General features: G+C 63.9%; 11 protein-coding genes. 4 read left to right on the forward strand and 7 right to left on the reverse strand.

Translation table 11 applies throughout. The annotated features are described in order from the left end of the window. The first annotated feature begins 15 nt into the window (after nt 1–15). The 4 genes from KXJ60_RS16625 to KXJ60_RS16640 all read left to right on the forward strand — a co-directional run bounded on the left by KXJ60_RS16625 (nt 16) and on the right by KXJ60_RS16640 (nt 5336). A complete protein-coding gene (locus KXJ60_RS16625) occupies nt 16–2169 on the forward strand; it encodes a cytochrome c biogenesis protein ResB (protein WP_291130540.1) in 2154 nt (717 codons plus the stop codon). Continuing rightward, entirely contained in the window at nt 2169–3536 is a 1368-nt protein-coding gene (ccsB, locus tag KXJ60_RS16630) for a c-type cytochrome biogenesis protein CcsB (protein ID WP_291130543.1), read from the forward strand. The genes KXJ60_RS16625 and ccsB overlap by 1 nt, the downstream gene beginning before the upstream one ends. Nucleotides 3537–3665: 129 nt before the next feature. Beyond that, complete coding sequence (gene msrP / locus KXJ60_RS16635; protein WP_291130544.1) at nt 3666–4673, forward strand: protein-methionine-sulfoxide reductase catalytic subunit MsrP; 1008 nt, start codon at nt 3666–3668, stop codon at nt 4671–4673. 12 nt (nt 4674–4685) lie between these two features. Next, nucleotides 4686–5336: a protein-methionine-sulfoxide reductase heme-binding subunit MsrQ gene (locus KXJ60_RS16640; protein WP_291130547.1), complete on the forward strand. Its 651-nt coding sequence runs from the start codon at nt 4686–4688 to the stop codon at nt 5334–5336. Nucleotides 5337–5353: 17 nt separating this feature from the next. Here the strand turns inward: KXJ60_RS16640 and KXJ60_RS16645 are convergent, their stop codons facing one another. From KXJ60_RS16645 to KXJ60_RS21695, 7 genes are all read right to left on the reverse strand, one after another. After that, nucleotides 5354–6343: a branched-chain amino acid ABC transporter permease gene (locus tag KXJ60_RS16645; RefSeq protein WP_291130549.1), complete on the reverse strand. Its 990-nt coding sequence runs from the start codon at nt 6341–6343 to the stop codon at nt 5354–5356. A 10-nt stretch (nt 6344–6353) separates the two neighbouring features. Then, nucleotides 6354–7232, reverse strand: coding sequence for a branched-chain amino acid ABC transporter permease (locus KXJ60_RS16650; RefSeq protein ID WP_291130552.1), 879 nt, complete (start codon nt 7230–7232; stop codon nt 6354–6356). A 77-nt stretch (nt 7233–7309) separates the two neighbouring features. Beyond that, nucleotides 7310–8503 (reverse strand): ABC transporter substrate-binding protein, encoded by a 1194-nt coding sequence (locus tag KXJ60_RS16655; protein ID WP_291130554.1) that lies wholly within the window; start codon nt 8501–8503, stop codon nt 7310–7312. A gap of 47 nt (nt 8504–8550) precedes the next feature. Next, nucleotides 8551–9261, reverse strand: coding sequence for an ABC transporter ATP-binding protein (locus tag KXJ60_RS16660; RefSeq protein WP_291130556.1), 711 nt, complete (start codon nt 9259–9261; stop codon nt 8551–8553). After that, entirely contained in the window at nt 9261–10043 is a 783-nt protein-coding gene (locus tag KXJ60_RS16665) for an ABC transporter ATP-binding protein (RefSeq protein WP_291130559.1), read from the reverse strand. The genes KXJ60_RS16660 and KXJ60_RS16665 overlap by 1 nt, the downstream gene beginning before the upstream one ends. A 239-nt stretch (nt 10044–10282) precedes the next feature. Further along, nucleotides 10283–11575: a diaminopimelate decarboxylase gene (lysA, locus tag KXJ60_RS16670; RefSeq protein WP_291130562.1), complete on the reverse strand. Its 1293-nt coding sequence runs from the start codon at nt 11573–11575 to the stop codon at nt 10283–10285. A 24-nt stretch (nt 11576–11599) separates the two neighbouring features. Continuing rightward, a complete protein-coding gene (locus KXJ60_RS21695) occupies nt 11600–11803 on the reverse strand; it encodes a lipoprotein (RefSeq protein WP_363318050.1) in 204 nt (67 codons plus the stop codon). Nucleotides 11804–11807 lie beyond the last annotated feature (4 nt).

The following is an 11807-nucleotide window of genomic DNA, read 5'->3' on the forward strand; positions in this document are numbered from 1 at the left end:
TTTCGCCACGCCCCCATGACTGTTTCCACCCAAGGCATGCAGATTCGCACCGGCTCGCGGCTCGTCAGCGAGGTGGTTGAGCTGCTGTCGTCGATGCGGTTTGCCATCTCGCTGCTCACCGTGATCTGTATCGCGTCGGTGATCGGCACGGTGGTGAAGCAGCACGAGCCCTTCCTCAATTACGTCAACCAGTTCGGGCCTTTCTGGGCCGATGTTTTCGCCAGCGCCGGCTTGTTCTCGGTGTACAGCGCCTGGTGGTTTCTGCTGATCCTGGCGTTCCTGGTCGTCAGCACGAGCTTGTGCATTGCCCGCAACACGCCCAAGATCTTTGCCGACTTCAAGGCCTACAAGGAGAACATCCGCGAGCAAAGCCTGAAAGCGTTTCCGCATCGGGCCGAGGGCGATCTGGCTGAAACGCCGGAAGCGGCGGCCAACCGGATCGGCCAGACCTTGTTGGGCTCGGGGTGGAAGGTCAAGCTGCAGTCGCGTGAGACACCCACCGGCAAGGGCTGGATGGTGGCGGCCAAAACGGGGGCGGCCAACAAGATCGGTTACCTGGCAGCGCACAGCGCGATCGTGCTGGTCTGTATCGGTGGCCTGCTCGACGGCGACCTCATGGTGCGCGCGCAGACCTGGTTCAACGGCAAGACGCCTTTCATGGGCGGAGGCCTGATCGCCGATGTGCCGGCTCAGCACCGGCTGTCGTCCAGCAACCCGACCTTTCGTGGCAACCTCCTGGTGACCGAAGGCACCACAGCGGGCACTGCGATCCTGGCGCAACCGCAAGGCGTGCTGTTGCAAGACCTGCCCTTCTCTGTGGAACTCAAGAAGTTCATCGTCGAGTATTACGAAACGGGCATGCCCAAGCTGTTTGCCAGCGACATCGTGATCCACGACAAAGAGACGGGTGAGAGCAAGCCTGCCCGCGTGGAAGTCAACCACCCGGCCAGCCACCGTGGCATCAACATTTACCAGTCCAGCTTTGACGATGGAGGCTCGCGCGTGAAGTTGCGCGCCGTGCCGCTCAATGGCCCGTCGCGCCCTTTCGAGATCGAGGGCACCATCGGCAGCTCGACCGCGCTGAGCAATGGCAACGACAAACTCACGCTGGAGTACACCGGCCTGCGCGTGATCAACGTGGAGAACTTTGCCGGCGACAAGGCGGCTGCCGGTGTGGACGTGCGCAAGGTCGACCTGCGCGGTTCGATCGAGAGCCGGCTGGGCTCGGGCCACAAGACCGTGACCGAGAAGAAGCTGCGCAACGTCGGGCCAAGCGTGACCTACAAGTTGCGCGATGCGGCAGGCCAGGCGGTGGAGTACCACAACTACATGCTTCCTGTGGAGATTGAAGGCGCCCGCGTGTACCTCCTCGGTTTGCGTGAAACACCAGCCGAGCCATTCCGCTACCTGCGCATTCCCGTGGACGACCAGGATGGTCTCGAAGGTTTTGTGCGCCTGCGCGCCGCGCTGGCCGATCCCCAGATGCGAGAGCTGGCCGTGCGCCGCTATGCCACCGCGGCAGTGGAAGACGGGCGCCCCGAGTTGGCTGAGGCGCTGTCGGCCTCGGCTGCGCGTGCTCTCGGTCTGTTCGCGGGTGCAGAGTCGAATCCAGCGTCGGCGCTTCAGCCCACAGCCGGCCGCACCGATTCATCGCCGCCCATTCGTGGAGGCCTGCAGGCCGTCTCGGCTTTCCTGGAAAACAATGTGCCCGAGGCCGAGCGTGAGCGCGCGAGCGACGTGCTGGTGCGCATTCTCAACGGCACACTGTTCGAGCTGATGCAGATCAGCCGCGAGCGCGCCGGGTTGCCCCCGCTGCAACTCGGCGACGCAACGCAGCAGTTCATGTCGCAGGCCGTCATCAGCCTGAGCGACACCTTCTTCTACCCGGCACCCATGACGTTCCAGCTCACCGACTTCACGCATGTGCAGGCCAGCGTGTTCCAGGTGGCGCGTGCGCCCGGCCAGAACATCGTGTATCTGGGCTGCCTGTTGCTCATTCTGGGCGTTTTTGCCATGCTCTACGTGCGCGAGCGCCGTCTCTGGGTCTGGCTCGCACCGTCGGGTGACCAAGGTTCTCAAGCCCGCATGGCCTTGTCGTCGAACCGCAAGACGATGGAAGCCGACCGTGAATTCGATCTTTTGAAGACCCAATTGCTGAAGGTGCATTGATGAATACCGCCACCGCCACACAAACCATTGAACTCAAAAAGGGCCACGGGGGCCAGGGCCTGCAGCCGGGTTACTGGGCCCGTCGCAACGTCTGGGACTGGTTGTTCGCCGTGTTGGTCACGGTGGGCGCCGCGTGGGCTTTCGTGCGCTACAACGCGGCCATGGATGTCTACGAGAAAGCCATCCTCGTGGGCACGGTGCCGGCCATGGTGTGGCTGGGCTGGTTCTGGCGTCCCTTGCGTGCGTTGGCGGCGGGTGTGGCCGCGCTGTCGCTGCTGGCCATCTGGCTGTACCAGACGCCGGCGGGCAGCGCCGACCTGGCCCGAGCCGACCAGGTCTTCATGCTGAAGTACTTCATTTCCAGCCAGTCGGCCATCCTCTGGATGAGCATGCTGTTCTTCATGAGCACCGCCTTCTACTGGGCGGGCATGTTCAAGCGCGCGGGCGATACGTTTGAGCTGCTCGGGTCGCGCCTGGCCTGGGCGGCCGTGACGCTGGCGCTGGTCGGCACCATGGTGCGCTGGTACGAGAGCCACCAGATCGGCCCCGACATCGGGCATATCCCGGTCAGCAACCTGTACGAAGTGTTCGTGCTGTTTTGCTGGATGACCGCCGCCTTCTACCTCTATTACGAAGAGCAGTACAAGACGCGCGGCATGGGTGCCTTCGTGATGCTGGTGGTGAGCGCAGCCGTGGGCTTCCTGCTCTGGTACACGGTGGTGCGCGAAGCGCATGCCATCCAGCCCCTGGTGCCGGCGCTCAAGAGCTGGTGGATGAAGCTGCATGTGCCGGCCAACTTCATTGGCTACGGCACCTTTGCGATTGCGGCCATGCTGGCGTTTGCCTACCTGATCAAGCAAAGCGCCACGGAGAGCCGCTGGTACAAGCTCGCGCCACTGTGGTTGCTGGGCGTGGCGCTGTGTTTCGAGCCCATCGTGTTCCGCCAGTCGGCGGCAGAGAACGGTGGCAGCTACTGGTTTGTCTACTTCGGCATTTCGGCGCTCATCGTGGCCACCATTTTGTTTGGCCGCCGCCGCATCGCCGAGCGCCTGCCCAGTTTTGAAGTGCTCGACGACGTGATGTACAAGGCCATCGCGGTGGGCTTTGCCTTCTTCACCATTGCCACCGTGCTCGGCGCGCTGTGGGCTGCGGAGGCCTGGGGCGGCTACTGGAGCTGGGACCCGAAGGAAACCTGGGCGCTCATCGTCTGGCTGAACTACGCGGCCTGGTTGCACATGCGCCTCATGAAGGGCCTGCGCGGCACAGTGGCGGCATGGTGGGCGCTGGTGGGGCTGGCGATCACGACGTTTGCCTTCCTCGGTGTGAACATGTTCCTGTCGGGCCTGCACAGCTACGGCGAGCTCTGATACCCGCGCAGCGCCCAGGGGCAGGGCGCTGCGACTGGAACTTTGTAAGAATGGCGCCGGTCCCACGACCGACACTCAAGCCCGCCCGGCATCTTCCGTGGCAGGGTCCTATTCATTGAGGACAGCGCCATGATCTTCCGCCACCGCGACAACGGTTTCAACCATCCCCTGTCCAGTGAAATCACGCCGCAGGCGGTTTACCAGAACCGGCGGCAATGGCTGTTGACCACCGCAGCGTTGGGCGGTGGCATGGCCGCCTGGGCCGGGCGCGACGCGTGGGCGCAGGGCTCACCCGCCACCGCGAAGCCGCCAGGCAGGCTCGCCGCCTTGCCTGGTCGCCGTTCTGCCGTGGACGGCGCGGTGACCATGGAAGCGCTCACCTCCTATGAAGACGCGAGCTCGTACAACAACTACTACGAGTTCGGCACCGACAAGTCCGACCCCGTCGACCAGGCCAAAACGCTCAAACCCCGCCCGTGGACGGTGGCGGTGGAAGGGTTGATCAACAAGCCGGGGACGTACGACCTGGACGCCCTGCTCAAGCTCAGCCCGATGGAGGAGCGCATCTACCGGCTGCGTTGCGTGGAGGGCTGGTCGATGGTCATTCCGTGGGTGGGCTATTCGTTGAACGAACTGATCAAGCAGGTGCAGCCGCAGGGCAGCGCCAAGTACGTCGAGTTCGTGACGCTGGCCGACCCCAAGCAGATGCCAGGCCTGCGTTCCAACGTGCTGGGCTGGCCGTATGTGGAAGGCCTGCGGCTCGACGAGGCCATGCACCCGCTGACGATGCTGGCCTTTGGCATGTACGGCGAGGTGCTGCCCAACCAGAACGGCGCGCCGCTGCGGCTGGTGGTGCCCTGGAAGTACGGCTTCAAAAGTGGGAAGTCGCTGGTCAAGATCCGTTTCACCGACAAGGAGCCGCGCACCGCCTGGAACGTGGCTGCGCCGCAGGAGTACGGCTTCTACTCGAACGTCAACCCGGAGGTGTCGCACCCGCGCTGGAGCCAGGCCACGGAGCGTCGCATTGGTGAGGGAAGCGGGCTGTTCGCCAAGCGGCGCCAGACCCAGATGTTCAATGGCTATGCGCCCCAGGTCGGGCAGCTCTACGCCGGCATGGACCTGCGCAAGCTGTTCTGACGCTGCACGCTCATGGTGACCACAACGGCTGCCGGGACACCCGGCACACGGGCGGGCGGCTCGCGCGTGAACCGCTGGCTGGGACACAAGGCTGCCAAGCCGCTGGGTTTTGCGCTGGCCACCCTGCCTTTTGCTTGGCTGGTCTGGGCCGCTTTCAGCAATCAGCTGGGTGCCAACCCGGCAGAAGCGCTGATCCGCTCATTGGGTGACTGGACGCTGCGCTTCCTGGTGCTGGTGCTGGCCATCACACCCTTGCGTGTGACGGCGGGCTGGCCGGCGTTGGCGCGGCTGCGGCGCATGGTCGGCCTGTTCGTGTTTTTCTACGCCAGCATGCACTTGCTGGCCTATGCCCTGTTTGACATGGGCTTTGACGTGGCCGGCATCGCCGCCGACGTGGTCAAGCGTCCCTTCATCCTTGTGGGGTTTCTGGGCTGGGTGTTGTTGCTGGCCCTGGCGGCCACTTCGTTCAACCGGGCGATTCGTGCCATGGGCGCCAAGCGCTGGCAGATGCTGCACCGCGCGGTCTACCTGATCGCGGGTCTGGCGGTGCTGCACTTTTTCTGGATGCGCGCGGGCAAGAACAACTTTGCCGAAGTCGGGGTGTATGCCGCTGTGCTGGGCAGCTTGCTGGCTTGGCGCGTGTGGCGCCGCTGGCGGGGCTGAGCACCCCGCCTGCAGCATCAAGCGCGTTTGCCGCGCCAGCGCTCCACCAGCGCATTTGCCTCGCCCATGATGCCGCGCCGGAAGGCCAGCACACACACCACGAAGATGAAGCCAATCACCATGGTCACCGACTCGCCCAAGTTGTTGAACCACTCGATGCCCGACACCGCGGCGAGAAAGTGACCGATTTCGCCCAGCTTGTTCTCCAGCGCCACCACCACGGCGGCACCCACCAGCGGGCCAGAGAGCGTGCCCAGGCCACCCACGAGCGTCATCAGCACCACCGAGCCGGACATCGTCCAGTGCACGTCCGTCAGCGTGGCAAAGCCCATGGCCAGTGTCTTGAGCGAGCCAGCCAGGCCCGAGAGCGCAGCCGACAGCACGAACACCAGCAGCTTGAAGCGCTGTGTGTCGTAGCCCAGTGAAATCGCGCGCGGTTCGTTTTCCTTGATGGCCTTGAGAATCTGGCCAAACGGCGAGTGCACGATGCGCATGATCAGCAGGAATGCGCCCACCGTGATCAGCAGCGCGAAGTAGTACATCGTGAGGTCATTGCTCAGATCGATGACGCCCAGCAGCTTGCCGCGTGGCACGCCCTGCAGTCCATCCTCACCGCCAGTGAACGGCATTTGCAGGCAGAAGAAGAACAGCATCTGCGCCAGCGCCAGCGTGATCATGGTGAAGTAGATGCCCTGGCGGCGGATGGCCAGTGAGCCCACCAGCCAGCCCAGCACCGCACCGGCGAGCGTGCCGATCAACAGGCCCAGCTCCGGCGGCACGCCCCATACCTTGAGCGCGTGCCCGGTGACGTAGGCCGAGCCGCCCAGAAAGGCGGCGTGGCCAAAAGACAGTAGACCTGTGTACCCCAGCAGCAGGTTGAACGCGGAGGCAAACAGCGCGAAGCACAGCAGCTTCATCACCAGCACCGGGTACAGCCCGACAAAGGGTGCCACCACGAGGCCGAGCAACAGCAAGCCGTAAAGAATGTTCTTGGAAGTCGAGTTCATGCGGCAGGCTTCACTTTTCCTTGCCAAACAGCCCGGCGGGGCGGATCAGCAACACGATGGCCATGATGACGAAGACCACGGTGGACGACGCCTCGGGGTAGAAGACCTTGGTCAGTCCTTCGATGACGCCCAGGCCCAGGCCGGTCAGGATCGTGCCGAGGATGGAGCCCATGCCCCCGATCACGACGACCGCGAAGACGATGATGATGAGGTTCTGTCCCATCAGCGGCGATATCTGCATGATGGGCGCGGCCAGCACACCCGCCAGGCCCGCGAGTGCCACGCCGAAGCCATAGGTGAGCGTCACCATGAGCGGCACGTTGATGCCGAAGGCTTCCACCAGGCGCGGGTTTTCAGTGCCCGCACGCAAGTAGGCGCCCAGCTTGGTTTTCTCGATCACGTACCAGGTGGCGAAGCAGACGATGAGCGAGGCCAGCACCACGAAACCGCGGTAGTTGGGCATCACCATGAAACCGAGATTGGTCGCACCGGAAATGGGCGCGCTGTAGGGCAGGCCGGATACGCCGTAGGCCGAGCGCAGCACGCCCTCCAGCATGAGCGTGATGCCCAGGGTGAGCAGCAGGCCGTAGAGGTGGTCGAGGCGGTAGATCCAGCGCAGGAAGAGCCGCTCGATCACGACCCCGAGCACGCCCACCAGCAGCGGCGCAAGCACGAGCATCACCCAGTAGTTCAACTCCAGGTAGTTCATGCCCATCCAGGTCAGGACCGCGCCCAGCATGAACAGTGCGCCGTGCGCAAAGTTGATCACGTTGAGCAGACCAAAGATGACCGCGAGGCCCAGGCTCAGGATGGCGTAGAAAGATCCGTTGACCAGGCCCAGCAGCAGCTGGCCCAGCAGGGCGGACAAAGGTATTCCGAAGAAGTCCATCGGCGGTGCGTCAGGTTGAAGAGCGGGCGTCGCAGCGTCAGGCGCCGCGGACCGAAGACCGCGGCGCCCGCATCAGATCACTTCCAGAGTGCGCACTTGGACTCGGCCTTGGTCGTGAAGACCTCGTCGCCCTTGAGCGTGGCAGCGACCTTCATGTAGTCCCAGGGTTGCTTGGACTCGGCGGGCTTCTTGACTTCCAGCAGGTACATGTCGTGCACATACCGGCCATCAGGACGGATGCGGCCCTTGCCGAAGAAGTCGTTGATTTCCATGCTCTTGAGCTGCGCCATCACCTTGTCGCTGTCGGTGGTCTTGGCCGCCGTGACGGCTTTCAGGTAGGTGGTGGCTGCAGAGTAGTTGGCCGCGTGGATGCTGGTGGGCATGCTCTTGGCCTTCAGGAAAAACTTCCGGGCGAAGGCGCGGCTTGCGTCGTCTTTGTCCCAGTACCAGCTGTCCGTCAGGTACATGCCTTGCGTGTCCTTCAGGCCAAGGCTGTGGATGTCGGTCACGAACATCAGCAAGCCGGCGAGCTTCATCGTCTTGGTGATGCCGAATTCGCTGGCGGCCTTGATGGAGGCGATGGTGTCGCCGCCGGCATTGGCCAGCCCGAGGATCTTGGCGCCCGAGCTTTGTGCCTGCAGCAGGAACGAGGAGAAGTCCGAGGTGTTCAGCGGGGCACGCACCGTGCCCTTGACCGCGCCGCCCGCGGCCTTCACCACGTTGGCGGTGTCGGTTTCCAGCGCATGGCCAAAGGCGTAGTCGGCTGTCAGGAAGAACCAGTCCTTGCCGCCCTGCTTCACCACGGCACCGCCCGTGCCTTTGGCGAGCGCCACGGTGTCGTAGGCGTAGTGCACCACGTAGGGCGAGCAGGCCGCGTTGGTCAGGGCCGAGGAGCCCGCGCCGTTGACGATGTAGACCTTCTTCTTTTCTTCAGCCACCTTGGCCGTGGCCAGGGCGGTGCCGGAGTTGGTGCCGCCGATCATTGCGTCCACGTTTTGCGTGTCAAACCATTCGCGCGCCTTCGAGGCAGCGATATCGGCCTTGTTCTGGTGGTCGGCGGTCAGCAGTTCGATGGGCTTGCCCAGCACCTTGCCGCCGAAGTCGTCGATGGCCATCTGGATGGCCATGGCGCCATTTTTGCCATCCACGTCCGAGTACAGGCTGGACATGTCGGTGGTGAAGCCGATGCGGACCTTGTCCTGCGCCTGCACGGCCGTGACGAGGCCAGCGGCACCCAGGGCCAGTGTGAGCAGTTTGATGGTGTGTTTCATGCTGTCGGTCTCCATTGAGTTGGTGTGGAAGAAAGCGGTGGCGGGCTTCAGACGCCGAGCAGTTCGTTCAGAACGGGCATCTTTTCCTGCAGTTGGGCGGCGTCAAAGCGCTCGACCATGCGGCCGTGCTCCATGACGTAGAAGCGGTCGGCCAGGGGTGCGGCAAAGTGGAAGTTCTGCTCCACCATCACCACGGTGTAGCCCTTGCTTTTGAGCATCTTGATCATGCGCGCCAGCGCCTGCACGATCACAGGCGCCAGGCCTTCGGAAATCTCGTCGAGCAGCAGCAGGTTGGCACCTGTGCGCAGGATGCGGGCCACGGCCAGCATCTGCTGCTCACCACCCGACAGGCGCGTGCCCTGGCTGTGGCGGCGCTCAGCCAGATTGGGGAACATCTCGTAGATGTCGGCGACCGACATGCCCTTGTCCGTGCCCTTGAGCGTGGGCGGGAGCATGAGGTTTTCTTCGCACGTCAGGCTCGCGAAGATGCCGCGCTCCTCCGGGCAGTAGCCGATGCCATGGCGGGCGATTTTGTGTGTGGGCAGGTGAATGAGCTCCTGGCCGTTGCTCTTGATGGAGCCTTTGCGCGAGCCGGTCAGGCCCAGGATCGCGCGCAGTGTCGAGGTGCGGCCCGCGCCGTTGCGCCCGAGCAGCGTGACCACTTCACCCGGCTGCACCACCATGTCGACGCCGTGCAGCACATGCGATTCGCCATACCAGGCTTGCAGGTTCTGGATTTCGAGGGCAGGCGCGCTCATCAGTGAGCCCCCTGCAACTGGCCTTCGGTGGTGCCCATGTAGGCTTCCATCACAGCGGGGTTGCCCGACACCTCGGCGTACGAACCTTCTGCCAGCACCGCGCCGCGCTGCAGCACCGTGATCGTGTCGGCGATGGTGGAGACCACGCCCATGTTGTGTTCAACCATCAGGATGGTCCGGCCAGCCGCCACCTTCTTGATGAGTTGCGTCACCCGGTCCACATCCTCATGGCCCATGCCCTGCGTGGGCTCATCCAGCAGCATCAATTCGGGCTCCATGGCCAGCGTGGTCGCGATTTCCAGTGCGCGCTTGCGGCCGTACGGCAGGTTGACGGTCGTCTCCTGGGCGAAGTCCTGCAGGCCCACCTCGGTGAGCAGGCTGTAGGCCTGGTCATTCAGCCGGGTGAGGCTGCGTTCGCTCTTCCAGAAGTGATACGCCGTGCCCAGCTTGCGCTGCAGGCCCACGCGCACGTTTTCCAGCACGCTCAAGTGCGGGAACACCGCCGAAATCTGGAACGAGCGGATGATGCCGCGTCGGGCGATGTGAGCCGGCAGTTCGCGGGTGATGTCTTGTCCGTTGAACAAGATCTGACCCTGCGTGGGTTCAAGAAACTTGGTCAGCAGGTTGAAGCAAGTCGTCTTGCCCGCGCCGTTGGGTCCGATCAACGCGTGGATCGCGCCACGCCTGACGCGCAGGTTGACGTTGTTGACGGCGGTGAAACCCTTGAAGGATTTGGTGAGCTGGCGCGTTTCGAGAATGGTGTCGCTGGTCTTGTCGTGCATGGGTGTGAGACGCTTCCAGTGCGGGCCGTCGGGCTATGTTGCTGTGCACAATGTGACGGGATTCTGGAGGACGACACGTGCCCCGGCCTATAGGTGCAAACACCGAGGGGGGTATCCACGAAACTCTGATTTGGCCGCAGCCATGCGGGCCAACGCGCGATGGCTGCAGCCCTTGCTGCAGCGGCCACCTGATGGGCTGTCTGTGGTGTCGATCGCGCAGCACCGCGCGATCGCGCGGTTCAGGGCAGGCGTTCCAGCCGCGTTTGATCGGCCGTGGATTCGCGTGCGCGGATCAGATGGGCCTGGTTGCCATCCACCAGCACTTCGGCGGCGCGACCCCGCGTGTTGTAGTTGCTGGCCATGCTCATGCAGTAAGCGCCAGCCGACAGCACAGCGAGCCGGTCACCGGATTGCACAGCCAGCTCGCGATCGCGCCCGATCCAGTCGCCGCTCTCACAAACAGGGCCCACCACGTCCCAGGTCATGGGCGCCGCGTTGGCACGCGGCGAGACCGGCACGATGCGGTGGAACGCCTGGTACATCGCTGGCCGCGGCAGGTCGTTCATGGCTGCGTCGACGATCAGAAAGTTTTTCTGTTCGCCGGGCTTGAGGTAGAGCACCTCGGTGAGGCAGACGCCCGCATTGCCCACCAGCGAACGACCGGGTTCGATGAAGATTTTTCGATCGCCAAATCCGCGCGCGTCCAGGCGCTGGAGCAGTGCAGACCAGAGTGCATCGGCCTGCGGCGGGTTGTCACCTTGGTAGTCGATACCCAGACCACCGCCGAAGTCGATGTGCTCAATGCGGACGCCGGCGGCTTCGATGTTCTGCACGAGGTCGAGCACGCGGTCCATGGCGTCAAGATACGGGCCGGTCTGCGTGATCTGCGAGCCGATGTGACAGTCGATGCCCACCACCCGCAGCCCCTGGCACTGTGCGGCGTGCTGATACGTCGACAGCACATCCTCGTGGGCGATACCGAACTTGTTACCCTTGAGCCCGGTCGAGATGTACGGGTGGGTCTGGGCGTCCACATTGGGATTGACGCGCACACTCACCGCTGCGCGCACGCCCATCCCGCGGGCCACTTCGTCCAGCACATCGAGTTCTGCGCGGCTCTCCACATTGAAGCAGCCAATACCGACCTCCAGAGCCTGCCGCATCTCGGCGCGGGTCTTGCCCACACCCGAGAAGATGATCTTGCCGGGGTCGACGCCGACAGCCATTGCACGTTCCAGCTCACCACCGGAGACGATGTCCAGCCCGCAACCCGCCTGCACCAGCGTGTGCAGGATGGCCAACGAAGAGTTGGCCTTCATCGCGTAGCAGATCAGGTGCTGGCGCCCCGCCAGCCCGCGCTGGTAGGCTGACAGCGCATGGAGCATGGCGGCCCGGCTGTACACAAACAACGGCGTGCCATGTTCCTGAGTCAGTCGATCCAGCGACACACCTTCCAGCATCAACTGGTCTTGCTGGTAAGTGATGAAGGGAGGCAGCGTGGTGCCTGAAGACAGGCCGGTCGAGGTGGTCATGCAGGGCAAGGCTGGGGGTGCGGGTCAGCGCGCAACAGGTGCGGTGGGCGCTTCGTAAGGTGTCGTGCTGGATGGCTTTTTGGCGGGCGCGTGGTCTGGCGCAGGCAGGTACAGGGGGCCTCGTTGGCCGCATGCCGTGAGCATCAGTGCGCACAGGGCCGACGCCGCGATGGCCTTGCCTCGAGAGGGGCGAAGAGCCCGACCTAGAATGCGTTTCAATCCAAACATCGCC

Origin of the sequence: Hydrogenophaga sp., from assembly GCF_019264445.1 — a bacterium.
Taxonomy (GTDB): domain Bacteria; phylum Pseudomonadota; class Gammaproteobacteria; order Burkholderiales; family Burkholderiaceae_C; genus Hydrogenophaga.